The 22,236-nt window shown below is 63.4% G+C and carries 17 protein-coding genes, 1 pseudogene and 1 riboswitch; of the genes and pseudogenes, 9 read left to right on the forward strand and 9 right to left on the reverse strand.

Features of this window, described 5'->3' with window-relative positions:
- The first annotated feature begins 157 nt into the window (after positions 1 to 157).
- Positions 158 to 2,467: an acylase gene (locus CKW22_RS16030; protein WP_095064410.1), complete on the forward strand. Its 2,310-nt coding sequence runs from the start codon at positions 158 to 160 to the stop codon at positions 2,465 to 2,467.
- Positions 2,468 to 2,528: 61 nt separating this feature from the next.
- Here the strand turns inward: CKW22_RS16030 and CKW22_RS16035 are convergent, their stop codons facing one another.
- Both CKW22_RS16035 and CKW22_RS16040 read right to left on the reverse strand, forming a co-directional pair.
- Positions 2,529 to 3,260, reverse strand: coding sequence for a UDP-2,3-diacylglucosamine diphosphatase (locus CKW22_RS16035; protein ID WP_033698276.1), 732 nt, complete (start codon positions 3,258 to 3,260; stop codon positions 2,529 to 2,531).
- Positions 3,261 to 3,761, reverse strand: a complete 501-nt coding sequence (locus CKW22_RS16040; RefSeq protein ID WP_033698274.1) for a peptidylprolyl isomerase — start codon at positions 3,759 to 3,761, stop codon at positions 3,261 to 3,263. It lies immediately after the preceding gene.
- Positions 3,762 to 4,008: 247 nt separating this feature from the next.
- Here CKW22_RS16040 and CKW22_RS16045 point away from each other — a divergent pair, with 247 nt between their 5' ends.
- Together CKW22_RS16045 and cysS are read left to right on the forward strand one after the other, a co-directional pair.
- Positions 4,009 to 5,712 (forward strand): glutamine--tRNA ligase/YqeY domain fusion protein, encoded by a 1,704-nt coding sequence (locus CKW22_RS16045; protein ID WP_033698273.1) that lies wholly within the window; start codon positions 4,009 to 4,011, stop codon positions 5,710 to 5,712.
- 9 nt (positions 5,713 to 5,721) lie between these two features.
- The gene (cysS, locus tag CKW22_RS16050; protein ID WP_033698271.1) at positions 5,722 to 7,104 is read left to right on the forward strand and encodes a cysteine--tRNA ligase; all 1,383 of its coding nucleotides are present in this window, start codon (positions 5,722 to 5,724) and stop codon (positions 7,102 to 7,104) included.
- Positions 7,105 to 7,175: 71 nt separating this feature from the next.
- Here cysS and CKW22_RS16055 read toward each other — a convergent pair whose 3' ends face one another.
- On the reverse strand, positions 7,176 to 8,066 hold the full coding sequence (locus CKW22_RS16055) for an EamA family transporter (protein ID WP_095064411.1): 891 nt from the start codon (positions 8,064 to 8,066) through the stop codon (positions 7,176 to 7,178).
- Between the two features lie 113 nt (positions 8,067 to 8,179).
- Between CKW22_RS16055 and CKW22_RS16060 the strand changes: the two are divergent.
- Positions 8,180 to 8,947, forward strand: a pseudogene (locus CKW22_RS16060) (helix-turn-helix domain-containing protein); the annotation flags it as partial.
- Here the strand turns inward: CKW22_RS16060 and CKW22_RS16065 are convergent.
- The 5 genes from CKW22_RS16065 to CKW22_RS16085 all read right to left on the reverse strand — a co-directional run bounded on the left by CKW22_RS16065 (position 8,938) and on the right by CKW22_RS16085 (position 13,189).
- Positions 8,938 to 10,329: a HAMP domain-containing sensor histidine kinase gene (locus CKW22_RS16065; RefSeq protein ID WP_033698268.1), complete on the reverse strand. Its 1,392-nt coding sequence runs from the start codon at positions 10,327 to 10,329 to the stop codon at positions 8,938 to 8,940. The pseudogene CKW22_RS16060 and the gene CKW22_RS16065 overlap by 10 nt on opposite strands.
- Entirely contained in the window at positions 10,307 to 10,987 is a 681-nt protein-coding gene (locus CKW22_RS16070) for a response regulator transcription factor (protein WP_033698266.1), read from the reverse strand. The genes CKW22_RS16065 and CKW22_RS16070 overlap by 23 nt, the downstream gene beginning before the upstream one ends.
- A gap of 159 nt (positions 10,988 to 11,146) precedes the next feature.
- Positions 11,147 to 12,166 carry a branched-chain amino acid aminotransferase gene (locus tag CKW22_RS16075; RefSeq protein WP_047583041.1) on the reverse strand — a complete coding sequence of 340 codons (1,020 nt, stop codon included), beginning with the start codon at positions 12,164 to 12,166 and terminating at the stop codon, positions 11,147 to 11,149.
- Between the two features lie 289 nt (positions 12,167 to 12,455).
- On the reverse strand, positions 12,456 to 12,815 hold the full coding sequence (locus CKW22_RS16080; protein ID WP_033698264.1) for a hypothetical protein: 360 nt from the start codon (positions 12,813 to 12,815) through the stop codon (positions 12,456 to 12,458).
- Positions 12,812 to 13,189 carry a glyoxalase superfamily protein gene (locus tag CKW22_RS16085; RefSeq protein ID WP_033698262.1) on the reverse strand — a complete coding sequence of 126 codons (378 nt, stop codon included), beginning with the start codon at positions 13,187 to 13,189 and terminating at the stop codon, positions 12,812 to 12,814. Before CKW22_RS16085 ends, CKW22_RS16080 begins: the two co-directional genes overlap by 4 nt.
- Positions 13,190 to 13,300: 111 nt before the next feature.
- Positions 13,301 to 13,515: riboswitch (cobalamin riboswitch) on the forward strand.
- A 98-nt stretch (positions 13,516 to 13,613) separates the two neighbouring features.
- On the opposite strand from CKW22_RS16085, the gene cobW reads away from it, so the two are divergent.
- The 4 genes from cobW to CKW22_RS16105 all read left to right on the forward strand — a co-directional run bounded on the left by cobW (position 13,614) and on the right by CKW22_RS16105 (position 20,120).
- Complete coding sequence (gene cobW / locus CKW22_RS16090; protein ID WP_033698261.1) at positions 13,614 to 14,681, forward strand: cobalamin biosynthesis protein CobW; 1,068 nt, start codon at positions 13,614 to 13,616, stop codon at positions 14,679 to 14,681.
- 3 nt (positions 14,682 to 14,684) lie between these two features.
- Positions 14,685 to 18,446 carry a cobaltochelatase subunit CobN gene (cobN, locus tag CKW22_RS16095; protein WP_047583043.1) on the forward strand — a complete coding sequence of 1,254 codons (3,762 nt, stop codon included), beginning with the start codon at positions 14,685 to 14,687 and terminating at the stop codon, positions 18,444 to 18,446.
- 1 nt (position 18,447) lies between these two features.
- Positions 18,448 to 19,452: an ATP-binding protein gene (locus CKW22_RS16100; protein WP_033698257.1), complete on the forward strand. Its 1,005-nt coding sequence runs from the start codon at positions 18,448 to 18,450 to the stop codon at positions 19,450 to 19,452.
- A gap of 77 nt (positions 19,453 to 19,529) precedes the next feature.
- Positions 19,530 to 20,120, forward strand: coding sequence for a VWA domain-containing protein (locus CKW22_RS16105; RefSeq protein ID WP_095064481.1), 591 nt, complete (start codon positions 19,530 to 19,532; stop codon positions 20,118 to 20,120).
- Positions 20,121 to 20,236: 116 nt separating this feature from the next.
- On the opposite strand, the gene CKW22_RS16110 is transcribed toward CKW22_RS16105, so the two are convergent.
- Positions 20,237 to 20,503, reverse strand: a complete 267-nt coding sequence (locus CKW22_RS16110) for a hypothetical protein (protein ID WP_013972506.1) — start codon at positions 20,501 to 20,503, stop codon at positions 20,237 to 20,239.
- Between the two features lie 342 nt (positions 20,504 to 20,845).
- On the opposite strand from CKW22_RS16110, the gene CKW22_RS16115 reads away from it, so the two are divergent.
- Positions 20,846 to 22,168 carry a sigma-54 dependent transcriptional regulator gene (locus tag CKW22_RS16115; protein WP_033698255.1) on the forward strand — a complete coding sequence of 441 codons (1,323 nt, stop codon included), beginning with the start codon at positions 20,846 to 20,848 and terminating at the stop codon, positions 22,166 to 22,168.
- Positions 22,169 to 22,236 lie beyond the last annotated feature (68 nt).

The following is a 22,236-nucleotide window of genomic DNA, read 5'->3' on the forward strand; positions in this document are numbered from 1 at the left end:
GCCTCACTTACTAGGACGAATGAGAACGGAAAATCTGCAGCCCGCTCGCAAAAAAATTGCCTGTTGCTGTTCAAGACGTTCTACCTCGTTGTAATACGTAAAATTTTCATTCAGCCATTCGTCTGATCGGGATGACCCCTGACTCCGAGGTGTGCCCGTGTTCTCAATTTCGCGTCCCATGACCCGTGCCAGCTTGGCCGCTGCCCTGGTCGCCTTCAGCATTGCCTTGCAAGCGCAGCCCGCCAGCGCCGATGCCAGCGCGCAGATCCGCCGTACCAGCTTCGGGGTGCCGCACATCGTGGCCAAGGATGAGCGCGGCCTGGGCTATGGCATTGGTTATGCGTATGCCCAGGACAACCTGTGCCTGCTGGCCAACGAGGTGCTGACGGTGAGCGGCGAGCGCTCGCGCTATTTTGGTGCCAAGGCCAAGACCTTCGAACAACGCGACAACCTGGCCAGTGACCTGTTTTTCACCTGGCTCAACACGCCGACTGCCGTGGGTGCGTTTCTAAACGCTCAGCCAGCGCCGGTGCGTGACCTGCTGGACGGCTATGCAGGTGGCTTCAACCGCGCCCTGGCCGAGCGCCGCAGCCAAGGGTTGCCGCCAGAGTGCGGGACTGGGGAGTGGGTGCGGTCGATCACCAGCCAGGACCTGGTCAAGTTGACCCGCCGGCTGTTGGCTGAGGGGGGTGTCGGCCAGTTCGTCGAGGCGTTGGCAGGGGCGCAGCCCCCTTCGCTGACCAGCCAACGCGCGGCGGCCGGTTTTGCCAGGGCGCTGGCTCGGCAGGCGAGTTTCGCTTCGGAACGAGGCAGCAACGCGGTGGCTGTCGGGTCGCAGCGCTCGGCCAACGGCCGTGGCCTGTTGCTGGCCAACCCGCATTTCCCGTGGATGGGCGGTATGCGCTTTTATCAGATGCAACTGACCATACCGGGCCAGCTGGACGTGATGGGGGCTGCATTGCCAGGCTTGCCGGTGGTGAACATCGGCTTCAACCGCCACCTGGCCTGGACGCACACGGTCGACACGTCGAACCATTTCACGCTCTACCGTCTTCAGCTCGATCCGAAGGACCCGAGCCGCTACCTGCTCGACGGCAAGTCGCTGCCGTTGATGCGCCAAGCTGTCAGCGTCACGGTCAAGGCCGAGGATGGCACCTTGAGCCAGGTCGAACGCCAAGTCTACAGCTCGAAGTTCGGGCCCGTGGTGCAGTGGCCAGGGCGCCTGGACTGGGACGCGCAAGCCGCTTACAGCCTCCGCGACGCCAACCTGGACAATACGCGGGTGCTGCAGCAGTGGTACCGCATCAACCGGGCCGACAGCCTGGACGCGCTGAAGGGCTCGGTGGAGCAGTTGCAGGGCATCCCTTGGGTCAACACGCTTGCCGTGGATGAAGGTGGCCAAGCGCTGTACCTGAACCAGTCGGTGGTGCCCTATGTCGACCAGCAACTGCTGAGCACCTGCAGCAACCCGAAGGCCTCAGGGCGCCTGGTGGTGCTGAATGGCTCGCGCAGTGGCTGTGCGTGGAAGGTCGATGCGCAGGCCGCGCAGCCCGGGATCTTCCCGGCGCGATTGCTGCCCAGCCTTGAGCGCAAGGACTTTGTGCAGAACTCCAACGACCCCGCCTGGATGGCCAACCCCGCGCAGCCCTTGACCGGTTTTTCACCGCTGGTCAGCCGCAACGACCAGCCGCTGGGCATGCGCGGGCGTTTTGCCCTGAACCGCCTGCAAGGTAGCGCCAAGCTTGGCGTCGACGACCTGCAGCGCATGGTCACGGACGATGAAGTCTACCTCGCAAGCTTGCTGCTGCCGGACCTGCTGGCGTGGTGCAAAGGAGCCGAAGCGGACCTGCAGCCAGTGTGTGACAGCCTGTTGGCCTGGAACGGCAAGGCAGACCTGGACAGCGGCATTGGCCTGGTGCATTTCGAGAACATGTTCAATGCCCTGGCGGCCCACCCTGAAAGCTGGCGGGTGGCCTTCGACCCGGCGGACCCGCAGCACACGCCGCGCGGCCTGGCGGTCGAACAGGCGGCGGTGCGCAAGCTGTTGCGCGAGGCGGCCTTGGCGTCCTTGCAACAGGTGGGTAAAAGCGGAGTAGGGCGCGACAGCCAGTGGGGGCAGGTGCAGCAGGCTCTTGACGGTACGCCTGTACCGGGTGGCCCGCAGGGGCTTGGGGTCTATAACGCGATCCACAGCGTGCCGCATGGGCCGGGCAAGCGCCTGGTGGTCAGTGGTACCAGCTACCTGCAACTGGTCAGCTTCACCGATCAGGGCCCACAGGCTCGGGGGCTGCTGGCGTTCTCCCAGTCGAGCGAGGCGGGTTCGGCGCATGCCCATGACCAGACCAAGGCGTTCTCGGCCAAGCAGCTGGCAGTGATTCCGTTTACCGAGGCGCAGATCAAGGCGGACCCCGAGTATCGTGAATATGTGATCAGTGAGGGGGATAAAGGGGCAGTGGCCCAGCATTGAGCCTCTGTCCGAGGCGGTTGTCGTAGGAGCGGCCTCGCCGGGCGCTCCTACAAGCCGGTTGTCATCCGTTTGCAGAAAACTCGAACGGCGCCAGCTGAAAACCCTGCTCGTCAACCTGCAGGGTCCAACCTCGGCGGTCCCAGTCCCCCAGCACGATGCGCCGTGCGGGCTGGCCGTCCACCACCAGCTTGTGAATCGCCGGCCGGTGGGTATGGCCATGCACCAACGTCCTGACACCGTGCGCCGCCATCACCTTAGGTACTTCCTCTGGCGTGACGTCGACGATCTCGGTGGCCTTCATGCGGGTCTGCGAGCGGCTTTCGCTGCGCAGCTTGCGCGCCAGCTTGTGCCTCGAAGACAGCGGCAGGTGCCGCAAAATCCACAGGCTCAACGGGTTGCGCAAGTAACGACGCAGCTTCATGTAGGCCAGGTCCCGGGTGCACAGTGTGTCGCCGTGCATCAGCAATACCTGCTCACCGCCCAGTTCGATCACGCTCGGGTCGGCCAGCAAGGTGCAGCCGGCGGCATCGCAGAAATCCTGACCAATCAGGAAATCACGGTTGCCGTGCATCAGGTAGATCGCCGTACCGCTGTCGCTCAACTGGCGCATGGCCTGGCAAATCGATTGTTGGAAGGGCGTCATGGCATCGTCGCCGATCCAGGCTTCGAAGAAATCGCCAAGGATGTACAGGGCCTTGGCGTGGCGCGCACGGCCGTCGAGCAGATCAAGAAACGCCCGGGTGATATCCGGGCGTTCTTCTTGCAGGTGCAGATCAGAGATCAGCAGTATCACTCAGACGATCTCGGCTTTCTCGATGATCACGTCTTCTTTAGGCACGTCCTGGTGGCCGGATTTGGAACCGGTGGAAACGGCTTCGATCTTGTCGACGACGTCTTGGCCTTCGGTCACTTTGCCGAACACGGCGTAACCCCAGCCCTGTGTGTTCTTGGCGCTGTGGTTGAGGAAGTCGTTGTTGGAGGCGTTGATGAAGAACTGCGCCGAGGCGGAGTGCGGCTCCATGGTACGGGCCATGGCGATGGTGTACTTGTCGTTCTTAAGGCCGTTGTCGGCTTCGTTCTGGATGCTGGCACGCTTGTCTTTCTTCTCGTTCATGCCTGGCTCGAAGCCGCCGCCCTGGATCATGAAGCCCTTGATCACGCGGTGGAACACGGTGTTCGAGTAGTGGCCGGCTTCAACGTAGGCCAGGAAGTTGGCAACGGTCAGAGGGGCCTTATCGGCGTCCAGTTCCAGGACGATGTCGCCGTGGTTGGTGCTCAGTTTGACTTTGGACATGCTGAAATTCGCTCTCACAGGGCATTCGGAAATAGGTTGCGCAGGTTCACGCTCAGTCACCTGACGCTGGATCGGGCTGCCGCGGCACACGTACGCGGGGCCCATTTTGCCGGATCGCGACAATTTGCTGCGATAAATCGCGCCACTTTGTCAGCGGCCGGCTGTCAGCAGCTTGACTGCTTCGGCTATGATAGGCCCTTTGATTCAATCGGCCTACCCAGGCCGGACACGTGCATTCAAGGATCCTATGAGCAAGCCCACTGCCGACAACGCGCCCAACGCCGCTGCCAAAGGCGCCCCCGCTGTCCCTGCGAACTTCCTGCGGCCGATCATCCAGGCCGACCTGGACTCGGGCAAGCACAGCAGCATCGTCACCCGTTTCCCGCCGGAGCCCAACGGCTACCTGCACATCGGTCACGCCAAGTCGATCTGCGTCAACTTTGGCCTGGCCAAGGAATTCGGTGGTGTCTGCCACCTGCGTTTCGATGACACCAACCCGGCCAAGGAAGACCAGGAGTACATCGACGCCATCCAAAGCGACGTCAAGTGGCTGGGCTTCGACTGGGCCGGCGATGTGCGCTACGCCTCCAATTACTTCGACCAGTTGCACGACTGGGCCGTCGAGCTGATCAAGCGTGGCAAGGCTTATGTCTGCGACCTGACCCCTGATCAGGCCAAGGAGTACCGCGGCAACCTCAAGGAGCCAGGCAAGAACAGCCCGTTCCGCGAGCGCAGCGTCGAAGACAACCTCGACCTGTTCGCCCGCATGAAGGCCGGCGAGTTCAAGGACGGCGAGCGCGTGCTGCGGGCCAAGATCGACATGGCGTCGCCGAACATGAACCTGCGCGACCCGATCCTCTACCGCATCCGTCATGCCCACCACCACCAGACCGGTGACAAGTGGTGCATCTACCCCAACTACGACTTTACCCACGGCCAGTCGGACGCCATCGAGGGTATCACCCACTCGATCTGCACCCTGGAATTCGAAGGGCATCGTCCGCTGTACGACTGGTTCCTGGACAACCTGCCGGTCCCGGCGCACCCGCGTCAGTACGAGTTCAGCCGCCTGAACCTGAACTACACCATCACTTCCAAGCGCAAGCTCAAGCAGTTGGTCGACGAGAAACACGTCGATGCCTGGGACGATCCGCGCATGTCGACCTTGTCCGGCTTCCGTCGCCGCGGCTACACGCCGGCGTCGATTCGCAACTTCTGCGAAATGATCGGCACCAACCGTTCCGACGGTGTGGTCGACATGTCGATGCTCGAATTCAGCATCCGTGACGACCTCGACCGCACCGCGCCACGCGCCATGTGCGTGCTGCGCCCGCTGAAAGTGGTCATCACCAACTACCCGGAAGGCCAGGTCGAGCAACTCGAACTGCCGCGCCATCCGAAGGAAGACATGGGTGTGCGGGTACTGCCGTTCGCACGCGAACTGTACATCGACCGTGACGACTTCATGGAAGAGCCGCCGAAGGGTTACAAGCGCCTGGAACCAGCCGGTGAAGTGCGCCTGCGTGGCAGCTACGTGATCCGCGCCGATGAGGCGATCAAGGATGCCGACGGCAACATCGTCGAGCTGCGCTGCTCGTACGACCCGGACACCTTGGGCAAGAACCCCGAGGGCCGCAAGGTCAAGGGCGTGATCCACTGGGTGCCGGCCGCAGGCAGCGTCGAATGCGAAGTGCGCCTGTACGACCGCCTGTTCCGCTCGCCTAACCCGGAAAAGACCGAGGACGGCGGCAGCTTCCTCGACAACATCAACCCGGATTCGCTGCAAGTGCTGACTGGCTGCCGTGCCGAACCGTCGCTGGGTCAGGCGCAGCCTGAAGACCGCTTCCAGTTCGAGCGTGAAGGCTACTTCTGCGCCGACCTCAAGGACAGCCAGCCGGGCCGCCCGGTGTTCAACCGCACCGTCACCCTGCGTGACTCCTGGGGCAGCTAAGGAACCGTCGTGCTTAACATCTACAACACGCTGAGCAAAACCAAGGAAGCCTTCAAGCCGCTCGATGGCAACAAGGTGCGCATGTACGTCTGCGGCATGACCGTGTACGACTACTGCCACCTTGGCCATGGTCGCAGCATGGTGGCCTTCGACCTGGTCACCCGCTGGCTGCGCAAGAGCGGCTATGAGCTGACCTATGTGCGCAACATCACCGACATTGACGACAAGATCATCAACCGGGCCAACGAGAACGGCGAGACGTTCGATGCGCTGACCGCCCGCATGATCGACGCGATGCACGAAGACGAGCGCCGCCTCAACATTTTGCCGCCGGATCAGGAGCCGCGTGCCACCGACCACATCGCTGGCATGCACGCAATGATCCAGACGCTGATCGACAAAGGTTACGCCTACGCGCCAGGTAACGGCGACGTGTACTACCGGGTAGGCAAATTCGTCGGTTACGGCAAGCTGTCGCGCAAGAAGATCGAAGACCTGCGCATCGGTGCGCGCATCGAAGTCGACGAGGCCAAGCAGGACCCGCTGGACTTCGTGCTGTGGAAGGGCGTCAAGCCGGGCGAGCCAAGCTGGGAATCGCCGTGGGGCCCGGGCCGTCCGGGCTGGCACATCGAGTGCTCGGTGATGTCCACCTGCTGCCTGGGCGAAAGCTTCGACATCCACGGCGGTGGCAGCGATCTTGAGTTCCCGCACCACGAGAACGAGATTGCCCAGAGCGAGGCCGCGACCGGCAAGCAGTACGCCAATGCCTGGATGCACTGCGGCATGATCCGTATCAATGGCGAGAAGATGTCCAAGTCGTTGAACAACTTCTTCACCATCCGCGACGTGCTTGAGAAGTACCACCCGGAGGTGGTGCGTTACCTGCTGGTGGCCAGCCACTACCGCAGTGCCATCAACTACTCCGAGGACAGCCTGCGCGATGCCAAGGGCGCTCTGGAGCGCTTCTACCACGCACTGCGCGGCCTGCCGCGCGTGGCGGCCAAAGGTGGCGAAGCGTTTGTCGAGCGCTTCAGCATGGCGATGAACGACGACTTCGGCACCCCGGAAGCCTGCGCTGTGCTGTTCGACCTGGTGCGCGAGATCAACCGCCTGCGTGACAGCGATCTTGAGGCTGCTGCTGGCCTGGCGGGTCGCCTGCGTGAGCTGGGTGATGTGCTGGGTGTGCTGCAGCTGGAGGCTGATGATTTCCTGCGGGCCGGCGCTGAAGGCAAGGTGGATGCTGCTGAGGTTGAAAGCTTGATCCAGGCGCGGCTGCAGGCACGGGCTGACAAGAACTGGGCCGAGTCGGACCGTATCCGCGACCAGTTGACCGCCATGGGGGTGGTGCTGGAAGACAGCAAAGGCGCAACCACCTGGCGCCTGGCTGACTGATCGGCGCTGTGAAGGGGCTGCCAGGCAGCCCTTTCACGACACCTGGCCCAGGCTTCAAGCCTTGCGGCACACTACGAAACAGCAGAAACCGCTTTTCTTCCCAACACCGCACGCCCTTTCTTCATGCCGACCGCCAGCGCCAACAAGATCAACGCGATCGATAGCCAGTCCCATCCGCTCGGAACCTGATGCACGATCACGGCCGAGCTGACGATGCCGAACACCGGAATCAGCAACGACAACGGCGCCACCGTCGACACCGGGTACTCGCGCAGCAGGCAGTTCCACCCCCAATAGCAGAAGTGCGTCGCGGCATACACCTGGAATGCCAGTGAACAGGCGACGACGGTATTCGCTTGTGTAACCAGCGCCACAAACGGGCTTGTGCCGTGCAGCCACCAGGTCAGCAACAGCAAGGGTACCGGCGCGAAGAGGCTGGCCCACACGACGAAGGCGAATATCTCCCGCACCTTTGACAGTTTGATGATGACGTTGCCGATGCTCCAGGCCAGTGCGCTGATCATCACCAGCGTCAAACCGATGGTCGTGGTCTTGCCAGGGCTCGCGGCGAGGATGCCAAGCAAGCCGGTTGCCGCCAGCACGATGCTGATCAGTTGGGGCCAGGCCAAGGGTTCGCGAAACAGCAAACAGCCCCAGGCCAGCGTAAAGAATGCACTGAACTGGATCAGCAACGAGGCGCTGCCTGGCGGCACACCCATGGCAATCCCCAGGTTGATCAAAGCCCACATAGCGACGCCAAAGATCAAGCCATAAGCACCCAGCCAGCCGATCGCGATATTCGGGCGCTTCACGAAAAACACCCACGGTAAGGCGCACAGCGCAAAGCGGATGCCTGAGAGCAGGAGCGGGTCGACGTGGGCCAAGCCCAGTTTGGTAATCGGAAAGTTGATGCCCCATAGCGCAGTAACCAGCACTGCGAGGATCAGGTGTTTTCTACGCATGGTTTGACAGCCTTGTGAAAGTCGCGGCAGGGGGCCTTGACGCATTTGCCAATATGCCGGGGCCTGGTTTGGCCCGCTTTCAATCCAAGGTCAAATACCATTAAAATCAGGCCATGACGCATGCAGATGACACGCTGTACGAAGACACCGCTTGCGATGTGGTGGTGACGAGGAGGGCTTTTGCCGATGGCGAACTGTTCCCGATGCACAGCCACAGGCGGGGCCAGTTTGCCTACGCCGCCTGTGGCGTGATCACGGTTGCAACCGGTTCGGGCACCTGGGCAGTGCCGCCATTGCGGGCCATCTGGGTGCCTGCCGAGCTTGCGCACGCTATGCACATGCGCGGCCCCGTCACCATGCTCAACGCCTATATTTGCCCGCAGTCAGCCAAGCGGGTCGGCCTTCCTGAGCACTGTCAGGTTTTTGCAGTTTCGCCCCTGGTGCGCGAGCTGCTTGAGAAGGCTATTGAAGTGCCTGCCCAGTATCCCGCGCAGGGGCGTGATGCGTGTTTGATGGGGCTGCTGCTTCATGAGATCGCCGGCATGCCGGGTGTGTCACTCAATGCCCCTATGCCCGAGGAGCCACGCCTTGCACGGGCGTGCAGGGCGTTTCTGGCGGAGCCCTCGTTGCAAACAGGCATCGACGGGATGGCGGAGCGCGCCAGCATGAGCCGGCGCACCTTCACCCGCCAGTTTCGCCTGCACACCGGGATCAGTTTTAACGAATGGCGCCAGCAGGCATGCTTGCTGGCAGCCGTGGTTCGGCTGGGCAATGGTGAGCCCGTTACGCGTGTTGCGACAGCGCTTGGGTACAGCACTCCAAGCGCTTTCGCGACGGTTTTCAAGCGTTTTCTCGGTGCTGCTCCCAGCCGCTACTTCGCCGATCCCGCCAATGGGCAATGCAGCACCAGCTTGGCCCCGCCCAGTTCGCTGGAGCCGATTTCCAATCCGAACCCATGCAGGTCTACGATCGCCGCCACGATCGACAAACCCAGCCCGAAGCCCGGGTGACGGTGGCCTTCCTCGCTGCGATAGAAGCGCTTCAGCACAGCGGTGCGCTCTTCTTCAGGAATGCCCGGCCCAGTGTCCTCGATGGCGATATGCAGGCCCCGTTCATCCTGCGTCGCCGAAACCCGCACGCAGCCGCCCGCTGGCGTGAACTTGATGCCGTTGCCCACCAGGTTGGCCAGCGCCTCGAACAACAATTCGCGGTCACCGTGCAGCGCCGGTAACTGTTCGGGCTGGTCCAATTCAAGCCGAATAGCGCCATCTTCGGCCAATGGCAGGTAGAAGTCGTGGAGTTCCACCAGCAGCCCATGTGGGTCGAGCTGAACGAAGCCGGCACGGCGCTGACGGTCTTCCAGTTCGCTGATACGCAGCAAGCCGCGAAAGCGTGCCATCAGTGTGTCGGTTTCACCTATCGCCTGGTCGAGTGCCTCGGCCTGCGCCGAATCGCTGTCGCTCTGCTGGCGAATGCGGTACAGCTGGGCGCGCAGGCGGGTCAGTGGCGTGCGCAGGTCATGGGCGATGTTGTCGCACACGCCCTTGACCTCATGCATCAACCGCTCGATGCGGTCGAGCATGGCATTGACGATGGCGGCCAGCATGTCCAGCTCGTCGCGCCGGGCCGACAGCGGCAGGCGGTGGGTGAGGTCGCCCGCCACGATCAGTTCGGCCTGGGCCTGAATGGCGCGGATGCGCTTGAGCGGTCTGCGCCGCAGCAGGTACCAGCCGGCAAAGCCTGGGATCAGGGTCAGGGAGATGCCCCAAAGCAGGGCATGCAGGATGATCCGGGTGACCACGAACAACGAGCCGTTGTCCCGCACCAGCACCAGCCAGCGGCCATCCTGCACCTTGATCGCCACGGCATCGCAGCTGTCGCGTGGCATGTGCGGGTCGTCGGCGTCCAGGCAGCGTTTGAGCTCATGAACCTTGCCGTCCAGGCCAAGCTCGGAGGGCAGGGTGCGAATACGCCCGCCAAGCGGGTTGAGCTGGGCATCGAACAGGCCGTAGGCGTCGAAGCTGCGCTCTTCGAAGGCCTGGCTGGCAATCAGCGCGTCGTCCAGTTGCTTGCCGCTCATGTGTGCGAACAGGTGCTGGCGCTGCAGCATGGAATGGCGGGTGAGTTTGTTCAGGTAGCTGGACACCTCGAAGTACAGCACCCCCATGAGGATGCTGCTCCAGGCCACGAACAGAAAGCTGTACAGCGCCAGCAGGCGGCTGGTCGAGGAGCTCCAGCCCTTAGACGGGTTCAGCAATGGCATAGCCCGAGCCCCGTACGGTACGGATCAGCGGCGATTGGCCGGGAGAGTCGATCTTCTTGCGCAGGCGGCCAATGTGGACATCGATCAGGTTGGTGCCGGGGTCGAAGTGATAACCCCAGACCTCCTCGAAAATCATCATCCGGGTGATGACCTGGCCACTGTGGCGCATCAGGTATTCCAGCAGCTTATATTCGGTGGGCAGCAGGTTGAGCGTGTGCTCGCCGCGCCGCGCTTCGTGGCTGATCAGGTCCAGTTGCAAGTCGGCGACCTGCAGGCGGGTCTGGGTCATGGGCACGCTGTTGCGACGCAGTAGTACCTCGACCCGGGCGGCCATCTCGTCCGAGGCAAAGGGCTTGGTCAGGTAGTCATCACCCCCGGCACGCAGGCCGCGCACCCGTTCGTCGACGTCAGACAGGGCGCTGATCATCAGGATCGGCGTGGCGATCTTCAGGCTGCGCAGGGTGGTGACGATGGTCAGGCCATCGACTTCGGGCAGCATGCGGTCCAGGGTAATCAGGTCGTAGCCACCGGCAATCGCCTTGGCCAGGCCTTCCCGGCCATTGTCGGCCCAATCCACGTCCAGGCCGTGGCTGGAGAGTTCGGCGACGATTTCCTGGCCGGTGACGGCGTCGTCTTCGATGGTCAGTACGCGTGGCATGCTGGTTCCTGGGCGGCGAATAGAGGCTTGATTGTGCCAAAGAATAGACAAACGGCGATTTAAGAAAAATTCATCTGGCAAAGCACGGTCGACCAAGCGGCCAAAAAAAAAGGGCATGCCATTGCCTGGCATGCCCCGTTTTCAGGCTGTCGCAGCGCCTCAGGCGACCTTGACGATCCAGCCTGCCGGTGCTTCGACATCACCGCTCTGGATGCCGGTCAGCTCGTTGTAGAGCTTCTGGGTGACCGGGCCGACTTTTTCCAGGTCGTGGAACACGTGCAGCTTGCCGTTGTACTCGATGCCACCGATCGGGGTGATCACCGCGGCGGTACCGCAAGCGCCGGCTTCGATGAAGCGGTCGAGGTTGTTGATCTCGACATCGCCTTCGATCACTTTCAGGCCCAGGCGCGAGGACGCCAGTTCCATCAGCGACAGGCGGGTGATGCCTGGCAGCACGGAGGCCGATTTCGGCGTGATGAACTCGTTGTTGGCGGTGATGCCGAAGAAGTTGGCCGAACCGACTTCCTCGATCTTGGTGTGAGTCAGCGGATCGAGGTAGATGGCATCGGCGAAGTTGGCCTTCTTGGCTTCAGCGCCCGGCTGCAGGCTGGCGGCATAGTTGCCACCGACTTTGGCTGCGCCGGTGCCTTGCGGGGCGGCGCGGTCGAAGCTGGAAATCTGGAAGTTGTGCGGCTTCATGCCGCCCTTGAAGTACGAACCCACCGGGATGGCGAAGACCGAGAAGATGAACTCGGGTGCGGTACGCACGCCGATGTTGTCACCGGTGCCGATGACGAACGGGCGCAGGTAGAGGGCGCCTTTGCCATGTGGCGGCACGAAGCGCTCGTTGGCCTTGACCACTTGCTTGCAGGCCTCGATGAACACATCGGTTGGCACGTGCGGCATCAGCAGGCGGGCGCAGCTGCGCTGCATGCGCGCGGCGTTCTGGTCTGGGCGGAACAGGTTGATCGAGCCGTCCTTGCAGCGGTAGGCCTTGAGGCCTTCGAAGCACTGCTGGCCGTAGTGCAGGGCAGTGGAGCCTTCACTGATGTGCAGTACGTTGTCTTCGGTCAGGGTGCCCTTGTCCCACTCGCCATTGCGCCATACGGACAGGTAGCGCTTGTCGGTCTTGATGTAGTCGAAGCCCAGCTTGTCCCAATTAATGCTCTCGTTACTCATGACACCCTCGATTGTCTTGCAGATGCCCGATTGCTCGGGCTGCTGTTATATGCGCACCACGCCACGATAATACATCCGTCGCGGATCGGGAACGGCCAGTCACGAAACAGCTTGCGATTGGGGGCTTGCTGAGGCGTGTCTTGGGTTTTGCGGGAGGGGGGTAGGGGCATGCCTTGAGGGTTCTGGCGCCTGTGAGATCGAGCGCCGTCCGCGCGGCGCTCGATCTCACAGGCGCTGAAAATCTCTCGTCATCCATATGGGGCCATAATGCATATCTCTGCCAACACCCTCAGCCCCCCCGCAGCCGCCTGTTCCAATCCCCTCCATGGCTGCGGCTACAGGCCTCTTCACTGTCAAAACGCACATGCCAGGCCGGATGATCCAAGCGTATCCCTACTTCATCGAGCGCCTGACAGGTCAGCGCCAGCATGCGCGCCTTGGCCACCCCGGTCAGCGCTGCAGCTTTGTCTGCCTCGCGCTGGAAAACCCAGGTGATGCGCAAGCTTGCGGGAAAGTTGTCGGGGTCGAGGCGGTGGGTGAGCCAGGTGAACCCGACGATTTCTGCCTTGGCCGTATCGCAGGCCTCCGTCAGGCAAACTACCAGTTCACGCTCCACACGTGCCACCTCGCGCTTACCCATAGCCTTCATTGGGCGGCCTCATCATCTATTTGCTGGCAAAAACGCAGGCGGTTGCCGAACGGGTCGTACACCTGCATCTGCAGGCCCCAGTCCAGGCGTTCGGCCTCAGGTCGGGCGTAGCCGTAGCGTTTGGCCTGCAGTTCGCCTTCGAGGGCGCGCAGGTCGTCGATGCGGGCAAATACGGTTGAACCAGGGGTAGCGTCTCCATGGTGCTCGGTCAGGTGCAGGATCAGCCCGTCGCGATGAATTTGCGCGTACAGGGGCAGGTCCGGGCTGAAGCGGTGCTCCCAGTCGAGGCTGAAACCGAGAAAATCGAGGTAGAACTCTTTGGCCTTGTCGACCGAAAAAATACGCAGTACCGGGATGGCGGGGGCGAGCGGCATAAGGCGTCCTTGACCGTTGGCAAAGGTGCCACTGTAGCGCAGTTAGGCGGTCGCCTGCGCGTCTCTGGCTGCCGGGCCGACGGCAATGGTTGACCACCTGCCGGCCACTGCGTAGCCTTGCCAGTTCGAGGTTCTTCGGCCAGGCCGAAGCTAAGACGGGAACGCGGTACATGCCGCGGCTGCCCCCGCAACTGTAAGCACCGACAAAGGATCGACACAGCCACTGCGTAAACCGCGCGGGAAGGCGTCATCCGGCCAGCCTTGCTCTTTACCGAGCGGCGGGCATGGTGCGAGCCAGGAGACCTGCCTCGAAGCGCTTTCGACTTTCAACCGGGCGGGGTGATCCGGTGGCGAACAAGCCCGGCCGACCTGGCCCGTGGCTGTCGTCCTGCATGCCCGCGCCATCTGCCAAGGGCACCGCGACATGAAAACACTGGCCAAACTCCCTGTCACCATCGTTACCGGCTTCCTCGGCTCGGGCAAGACCACCTTGCTGCGGCACATGCTCGATAACGCCCAGGGCCGCCGTATCGCGGTGATCGTCAACGAATTCGGCGAACTGGGCATCGATGGCGACATCCTCAAGCAGTGCAGCATCGGCTGCACCGAAGAAGAAGCCAGCGGCCGCGTTTACGAACTGGCCAATGGCTGCCTGTGCTGCACCGTACAGGAAGAATTCTTCCCGGTAATGCGCGAACTGGTCGCGCGCCGTGGTGACCTCGACCACATCCTCATCGAAACCAGTGGGCTGGCCTTGCCCAAGCCGTTGGTACAGGCCTTCCAGTGGCCGGAAATTCGCAACGCCTGCACCGTCGACGCGGTGATCACCGTGGTCGACAGCCCGGCCGTGGCTGCCGGTACCTTTGCCGCCTACCCGGACCAGGTGGATGCACAGCGCAAACTCGACCCTAACCTGGACCACGAGTCGCCGCTGCACGAACTGTTCGCCGACCAGTTGGCCAGCGCCGACCTGGTGGTGCTGAACAAGGCCGACCTGATCGACGCCGAAGGCTTGGCCAAGGTCCGCGCCGAAGTGGCCGAAGAGCTGCCGCCCGCCGTCAAGGTGGTCGAGGCCAGCAGCGGTCGCCTGCCGCTGGAAGTGCTGCTGGGGGTGGGCGCCGAGTCCGAGGCGCACATCGACGGCCGCCGTACCCACCATGATTCGCACCACGATGGCGACGACCACGACGATCATGACCACGACGCCTTCGATTCGATCTCCATCGACCTGCCCGAGGCTGACGAAAGCCTGTTGCTCGATGCCCTGACCCAACTGGTGGTCGAGTTCGGCATCCTCCGCGCCAAAGGCTTCGCCGCCATCCCGGGCAAGCCAATGCGCCTGCTGGTGCAGGGCGTGGGTACCCGCTTCGACAAGCACTTCGACCGCGCCTGGCGCGCCGACGAGCCGCGTATCACGCGCCTGGTACTGATCGGCCAAGCGCTTGACGCTGCGCAACTCGAAGCGCGTCTGCGCCAAGCACTGGGCGCCTGACCCATGCACCTGCTGCGGACCCAGCCCGGCGGCTTCGTGCCGGATGACAGCATCGCCGACCTCGGCCAGAGCCCCGCCGACCTGGTGATCCTCTGCAGCGGTGATTCACACCTGGCATTGCTCGCCGACACGGCCGAGCAATTGCCTGACGACTTCCCCAGTTTGCGCCTGGCCAACCCGATGCAGGTGCAGAACCATGCCTCGGTCGACCTGTATGTCGACCAGGTACTGCGCCATGCCAAGGTCATTCTGGTGTCGCTGCACGGTGGCGTTGGCTACTGGCGCTATGGCGTCGAGCAACTGGTCGCGCTGTCGGCCCAAGGTGTGCAGCTGATCCTGGTGCCGGGCGACGACCGCCCGGACCCGGAGCTGACGGGCCTGGGCACGGTGACCGGCGAGCAGGCCGAGCGCCTCTGGCACTTTCTGCGCCAGGGCGGCAAGGCCAACGCCATCAACCTCTTCAACTGCCTGGCCAACCAGTGGCTGGGCCGCGATTATCGCTGGGACGAGCCGCAGCCCTTGCCGCGCACCTCGGTGTACCACCCGGCCAAGGGCAGTGCAGCGCTTGAAGAATGGTATACGCAGTGGCACCCGGAACACCCGGTGGCACCGCTGCTGTTCTACCGCTCTCACCTGCAGGCGGCCAATACCGCATTCATCGACGTATTCTGCGAACGCTTGCTGGCGGCCGGGCTCAACCCTTTGCCGATCGCCGTCGCCAGCCTCAAGGAAAGTGCCTGCCTGGAACAAGTCGAGGCCTGGCTGGACGAGGTCGGTGCCGAGGTGTTGATCAATACCACGGGGTTTGCCTTGTCCAGCCCCGAGCGCCCCAACCTGCGCCCGTTCCGCCGCGATATCCCGGTACTGCAGGCTATTTGCGCGCAAGACAACCAACCCGCCTGGGAAACCAGCGAGCAAGGCCTGGGCGCGCGCGACCTGGCCATGCACATTGCCTTGCCGGAGCTGGACGGGCGCATCATCACGCGCCCGGTTAGCTTCAAGGACATGGCCTGGCGCAGCGAGCGCAGCCAGTCCGACGTGGTCTGCTACCGCGCCCATCCCGAGCGCATGGACTTCGTCGCTGAGCTGGCCCGGCGCTGGGTAGCGCTGGCCCGCTTGCCCAATGGCCAGAAACGCGTGGCCCTGGTGCTGGCCAATTACCCGACCCGCGACGGCCGAATTGGCAACGGTGTGGGGCTGGACACGCCGGCGGCTGCGTTGAACATCCTCAAGGCGCTGCAGGGCGAAGGGTATCCGCTGGCCGACCTGCCGGGCACGGGCACCCAATTGATCCACCAGTTGCTGGGCGGCGTGACCAACGACCTCGACCATCTCGACCAGCGCCCCTGCGCGCAGAGCCTGAGCCTGGATGACTATCAGGCAGCGTTTTCCCGCCTGCCGGAGGCCAATCGCCAAGCGGTGCTGGAGCGTTGGGGGGCGCCGGAACACGACCCCATGTACCGCAGTGGGCGGCTGATGGTGGCAGGCCTGCGCTTCGGCCAGACCTTCGTCGGTATCCAGCCGGCACGCGGCTACCAGGTTGATCAAAGTGCGGTGTACCACGACCCCGACCTGGTGCCGCCACACGGGTACCTGGCGTTTCATTTCTGGCTGCGCCATGCCTTTGCTGCCGATGCGGTGATTCACGTTGGCAAGCACGGCAATCTGGAGTGGCTGCCCGGCAAGGGGGTCGGCCTGTCGGCGCAATGCTGGCCAGACGCGCTGCTCGGCCCGTTGCCGAACATCTACCCGTTCATCGTCAACGACCCGGGGGAGGGCGCGCAGGCCAAGCGTCGCACCCAAGCGGTCATCATCGATCACCTGATGCCGCCGTTGACCCGCGCCGAAACCTACGGCCCGCTGCGTCACCTGGAGCAACTGGCCGACGAATTCTATGAAGCGCAGCTGCTCGACCCGCGGCGTGCCCGTGAGCTGCAGCGCGACATCCTGGAACTGGTCAAGGCCAACCACATCGATCGCGAATTGCAACTGGAAGGCCAGCTGGACGATGCCGCCGTATGGCTGCCGCGCCTGGACACCTACCTGTGCGACCTCAAGGAATCGCAGATCCGCGATGGCTTGCATGTGTTTGGCCAGTCTCCTGAAGGTAGGCTGCGCCTGGACACCTTGCTGGCGTTGCTGCGCGTGGAGCGCGGCGATGGCCGGGGTGGCAATGCCAGCCTGTTGCGCACACTGGCCAAGGCCCTGGTGCCCGGCTTCGACCCACTCGACTGCGACCTCGGGCAGCCTTGGCAGGGCGCGTGCCCAGCGTTTTTGCAGGCAGTGAGCGACGCGCCATGGCGCACCTGCGGTGATACCCGTGAGCGCCTTGAACTGCTGGCCCTGCAGATGATCGAGCAGGCACTGGGCGGAGCTTCGGCACTGCCTGCAGTGAGCGAATGGCAACCGGTGCACGAAGTGGTGCAAGCGCTCTGTGCAACGGTGGCGCCGAGCCTGGATGCCTGTGGTGCGGCAGAAATCGACGGCCTGCTGGCGGCCCTGGCTGGCCGCTTCGTCCCGGCGGGCCCCAGTGGCGCGCCAAGCCGCGGGCGCCTGGACGTGCTGCCCACCGGTCGCAACTTCTATACCGTGGATGTGCGTAACCTGCCCACCACCACGGCCTGGCGCCTGGGTTTCGCGTCGGCGAACCTGATTCTCGAACGCCACTTGCAGGACCACGGCGACCACCTGCGGCAACTGGGCCTGTCGGTATGGGGCACAGCAACCATGCGCACCGGCGGTGACGACATCGCCCAGGCCATGGCCTTGATGGGTGTGCGCCCGGTCTGGGCCACCGGCAGCCAGCGGGTCGACGATTTCGAAATCCTGCCGCTGGGTGTGCTTGATCGCCCGCGGGTAGATGTGACCTTGCGCGTCTCGGGGTTTTTCCGCGATGCCTTCGGCAACCTGATTCGCTTGTTCGATGCCGCCGTTCAGGCCGTGGCGGCGCTGGATGAGCCCGATGACCTCAACCCGCTGGCAGCACGGGTGCGCAACGAGCGCGAAACGCTGCAGGCACAGGGCGTCGACGCCGAGCAGGCGGCCCGCCAGGCTGGCTGGCGAGTGTTCGGGGCCAAGCCCGGTGCTTATGGCGCTGGCGTGCAGAACGCCATCGATGGCCGTTTGTGGCACAGCCGTGACGACCTGGCCGAGGTCTACCTCAATCACGGCGGCTACGCTTACGGCGCAAGCGACGAGGGCACCCCGGCCCGCGCCCAGTTCGCGCACCGCCTGGGCCAGGTCCAGGCGGTGTTGCAGAACCAGGACAACCACGAGCACGACGTGCTCGATTCCAACGATTACTACCAGTTCCAAGGTGGCATGCTGGCCGCCTCTGAAACCTTGTCTGGCGCGTCGGTAGCCAGTTATCACGGCGACCACAGCCAGGTCGACCGGCCGCGTATCCGCACCCTCAAGGAAGAGCTGAACCGGGTCATCCGGGCCCGTGCGCTCAACCCGAAGTGGATCGACGGGGTGAAGCGCCATGGTTACAAAGGCGCCTTCGAGATGGCGGCGACAGTCGACAACCTGTTCGCCTTCGACGCTACCACGCACCTGATCGACGACCATCATTATCAGTCCCTGGCCGATGCCTACGTGCTCGACCCGGCGACCCGCGACTTCATGCGCGAGCATAACCCCGAGGCCCTGCGCGACCTTACCGAGCGTTTGCTGGAGGCCCAGCAACGCGGCCTCTGGGAGGCGCCTGGCGACTACCGCGAAGCCCTTGAGGAGCAGTTGCTCGACGGCGAGGAACAGGCTTGAAATGAGTGAACCCGTACAATTCCCGCTGGCTGCAGTGGTCGGTGCCGATGAGCTGAAACTGGCCCTGTGCCTGACCGCCATCGACCCGAAGATCGGTGGCGTGCTGATCGAAGGCCCGCGCGGCATGGCCAAAAGCACCTTGGCCCGCGGCCTTGCCGACCTGCTCGGCGAAGGCCCGTTCGTCACGCTGCCATTGGGCGCCAGCGAAGAGCGCCTGGTCGGCACCCTCGACCTGGACGCTGCATTGGGGCAGGGCAAGGCACAGTTTTCGCCGGGCGTGTTGGCCCAGGCCGATGGCGGTGTGCTGTACGTGGACGAGGTCAACCTACTGCCCGATACCTTGGTCGACCTGTTGCTCGACGTGGCAGCCAGCGGCACCAACCGCATCGAGCGCGACGGCATCTCGCACCGGCATAGCGCCCGCTTTGTGCTGATTGGCACCATGAACCCGGAAGAAGGCGAGTTGCGCCCGCAGTTGCTCGACCGTTTTGGCTTGAATGTGGCACTAGAAGGTTTGCCCGAGCCGCACGCGCGCCAGCAGATCATCCGTCGCCGCCTGGCGTTCGACAGCGACCCGCAGGCCTTTTGCGCGCAATGGGCGGCCGCCCAGGCGCAACTGCGTGAGCGTTGCCAGCAAGCGCGCCACGCCCTTGCCTTGATTGCCTTGGACGATCAGGCCCTGGCCTGGATCACCGAGCGCTGTTATGCCGCCGGGGTCGATGGCCTGCGTGCTGACCTGGTCTGGCTGCGCGCTGCACGGGCGCATTGCGCCTGGCGCGGGGGCGCGGCCATAGAAGAAGCCGATGTGGACGCGGTGGCCGAGTTCGCCCTGCGCCATCGCCGCCGGGTGACGCCGCAGCAACAACAGCCGCCTTCGACACCGCCCGAGGCAGGCCAGCAGGGCGCAGACAATCAAGGCGGGCAGGGTGATTGGGGTGCGCTGCCACCTCAACCGGTAGTGAGTGGCGCGCGTCGCGAGGTGCCGAACTGGGCAAAAAAGCCCTGAGCATCCGCCCACGGCAGGCTCAAGGGGCGGATGCCAGACCACGCGTGGGCAAGCTGGCAGGCGCCAGCCGTGGCCGTGTGCGCAGTGCCGCGGCGGGCCGGGTGGCGTGGTTGCCGACCTTGCTCAAGGGGCGGCCCCGGCTGCGTGACGACCTGTGCTGGCAACAGCGCCAGGGCCAGGCTAACGAACTGTGGCTGGTGATTATCGACGCATCTGCGTCAACCCGCCGCCATCAGGCACTGGCGCAGACCAAAGGCTTGCTGGCGGCGTTGTTCGACCAGGCATACCGGCAGCGCGCCCGGCTGGCCTTGCTGACCGCCAGTGGGCGGACACCGCAGTGGCAGCGTCACGGCCTGAAGGCCTCGGCAGCCCTGCAGCCCTGGTTGCAAGCGCTGGGAGCGGGCGGTGGTTCGCCGTTGATCGCTGCGCTGGAGCAGGCACGGCAGTGGCTGCAGACTCGGCAGCAGGCCCACCCCAATGAGGCTGTGCGTTGCCTGGTGTTCACCGACGGACGGCTGCAGCGCTGGGATGCCGTGCAGCCCATGCCGTGTGCCACGCTATTGGTCGACATGGAACTGGCGCCCGTTCGTCTGGGGCGCGCACAACAGTTGGCAGAACAACTGCAGGCGGATTATCAGCACCTGGAACAGTTCAAGGTTGTGGATTGAGTTACGGCGGCGGGGGAGGTTGCGACACTATGTCGCAATAACAAAAGTTGCGAGAGCCGCAACTGGAAAGTTGCGCAAGTGCGTGACAGGGCACGCACTTGGCGGGGTAATCGGTATTACTTCGGCATCGACCACGGTTGCAGGTCGTAACCTTTTTCGCACAGTTCGGCGCGCACTTCCTCGATCAGGCTGGCCCATTGCGCAGGGTCGGAATAAATGCGCGAGGACACTTGCTTGCTGCCGATGCGGGTGCTGGTCCGGTCGATCACTGCCAGGCTCAGCTCACCAGTACCGTTGGGTGCATCCCAGGCTACGCACTGGAAAGGTTCGAAGGCGTGGTCGGCAATCAGCAGTGCTTCGTTGACACGGAGCGGGGCATTCATGGTTCGGTCTCTCTATGGTCCCAAACATCGAAGTAAAGTCCGCGTTGCTTCAAAGTCGCCTCAATAATCGCGAAGTGCAGCGCGGGGTTATGTGTACTGATGCTCGTTGTCCGGGGGTAAGTCACACATTGGGTGTAAAAATTTTTGTCAGGGGCGAATCTGTTCACGCTTACGCCGCCATGTGATGTCGATAAAGTGCGAAAATTCCCGTCATGGATTGTAAAAAAATGATTCGGCAGACAGACGGTACTGGGCACCGTCAAGTTCGTTGCTACTGTTAATTGGGCGCCACAACTTGCTGTTTTACTTCACAAAACCAAACTCTGGCGCCAAGGAACGGTCATGCAGCAACCCGCTTCCCAACGCCGTTTGCTCATCGTCGACCCCTGCGACGACTGCCACCAATTGCTGCCGGGCCTGCGCAGTGCCGGCTGGGACGTGGACAGTTGTATCCTCGGCGCCGCGCTGGAGCACACCTGCGATGTTGGCCTGCTGCGCCTGCAGGCATCGCACCTGCGCCATCCCGACGCCGTGAAGGACATGATCAAGCGCAGCAATACCGAGTGGATTGCCGTGCTCAGCGCCGAGCAGTTGCGCATGCAGAACGTGGGTGATTTTGTCTGCGAATGGTTTTTCGACTTCCATACCTTGCCGTTCGATGTTTCCCGTGTGCAGGTCACCCTCGGGCGTGCCTTTGGCATGGCACGCCTGCGCGGCAAGGGCACGGCGCGGGTGGACGAGGCGACGCATGAGCTGTTGGGTGAAAGCCGCCCTATTCGCGAACTGCGCAAATTGCTGGGCAAGCTGGCGCCCACCGAATCGCCGGTGCTGATACGCGGTGAGAGCGGCACAGGCAAGGAACTGGTGGCGCGCACCCTGCATCGCCAGTCACAGCGGCGCGATCAGCCGTTTATTGCCATCAACTGCGGGGCGATACCCGAACACCTGATTCAGTCCGAGTTGTTCGGGCACGAAAAGGGCGCGTTTACCGGCGCCCATCAGCGCAAGGCCGGGCGAATCGAAGCGGCCCATGGCGGCACCCTGTTTCTGGACGAGGTCGGTGACTTGCCCTTGGAGCTGCAGGCCAACCTGCTGCGGTTTCTGCAGGAGAAGCACATCGAACGGGTCGGAGGCAGCCAGCCGATCCCGGTGGATGTGCGGGTGCTTGCGGCCACTCACGTGGACCTGGAAAAGGCCATCGAACAGGGGCGCTTTCGCGAGGACCTGTATTACCGGCTCAATGTGTTGCAGGTGGTGACCGCGCCGCTACGTGACAGGCATGGCGACCTGTCGATGCTGGCCAGCCATTTTGCGCATTTCTACAGCCTTGAAACTGGGCGCAGGCCGCGCTCGTTCAGTGACCATGCCTTGGCAGCCATGGGCCGGCATGATTGGCCCGGCAACGTGCGCGAACTGGCCAACCGGGTGCGACGCGGGTTGGTGTTGGCTGAAGGGCGGCAGATTGAAGCGCCGGACCTGGGCTTGCAGATCGAGCAGGAACAGCAGCCGCTGGGGACGCTGGAGGAGTACAAGCACCGGGCGGAGCGCCAGGCTTTGTGTGATGTGCTTAACCGGCACAGCGACAATTTGAGCATCGCGGCGAAGGTGCTGGGGGTCTCACGCCCGACGTTCTATCGGCTGTTGCACAAGCACCAGATCCGCTGACAACAGGCCTTAGGCTGTGCATAGCTGCCGACCTTGTGGGGGGGTAAACCCGCCCCCACAGTTTCCTG

The organism is Pseudomonas sp. Irchel s3f19 (assembly GCF_900187555.1).
GTDB lineage: Bacteria > Pseudomonadota > Gammaproteobacteria > Pseudomonadales > Pseudomonadaceae > Aquipseudomonas > Aquipseudomonas capeferrum.

What these genes read in the sequence shown, in the direction of transcription:
- cobN (WP_047583043.1), top strand. Translation starts at nt 14,685, where the DNA reads ATGCACCTGCTGCGGACCCAGCCCGGCGGCTTCGTGCCGGATGACAGC.
- CKW22_RS16080 (WP_033698264.1), bottom strand. Translation starts at nt 12,815, where the DNA reads ATGAAGGCTATGGGTAAGCGCGAGGTGGCACGTGTGGAGCGTGAACTG.
- CKW22_RS16100 (WP_033698257.1), top strand. Translation starts at nt 18,448, where the DNA reads ATGAGTGAACCCGTACAATTCCCGCTGGCTGCAGTGGTCGGTGCCGAT.
- cobW (WP_033698261.1), top strand. Translation starts at nt 13,614, where the DNA reads ATGAAAACACTGGCCAAACTCCCTGTCACCATCGTTACCGGCTTCCTC.
- CKW22_RS16075 (WP_047583041.1), bottom strand. Translation starts at nt 12,166, where the DNA reads ATGAGTAACGAGAGCATTAATTGGGACAAGCTGGGCTTCGACTACATC.
- CKW22_RS16040 (WP_033698274.1), bottom strand. Translation starts at nt 3,761, where the DNA reads ATGTCCAAAGTCAAACTGAGCACCAACCACGGCGACATCGTCCTGGAA.
- CKW22_RS16110 (WP_013972506.1), bottom strand. Translation starts at nt 20,503, where the DNA reads ATGAATGCCCCGCTCCGTGTCAACGAAGCACTGCTGATTGCCGACCAC.
- CKW22_RS16045 (WP_033698273.1), top strand. Translation starts at nt 4,009, where the DNA reads ATGAGCAAGCCCACTGCCGACAACGCGCCCAACGCCGCTGCCAAAGGC.
- CKW22_RS16055 (WP_095064411.1), bottom strand. Translation starts at nt 8,066, where the DNA reads ATGCGTAGAAAACACCTGATCCTCGCAGTGCTGGTTACTGCGCTATGG.
- CKW22_RS16070 (WP_033698266.1), bottom strand. Translation starts at nt 10,987, where the DNA reads ATGCCACGCGTACTGACCATCGAAGACGACGCCGTCACCGGCCAGGAA.
- CKW22_RS16115 (WP_033698255.1), top strand. Translation starts at nt 20,846, where the DNA reads ATGCAGCAACCCGCTTCCCAACGCCGTTTGCTCATCGTCGACCCCTGC.
- CKW22_RS16065 (WP_033698268.1), bottom strand. Translation starts at nt 10,329, where the DNA reads ATGCCATTGCTGAACCCGTCTAAGGGCTGGAGCTCCTCGACCAGCCGC.
- CKW22_RS16085 (WP_033698262.1), bottom strand. Translation starts at nt 13,189, where the DNA reads ATGCCGCTCGCCCCCGCCATCCCGGTACTGCGTATTTTTTCGGTCGAC.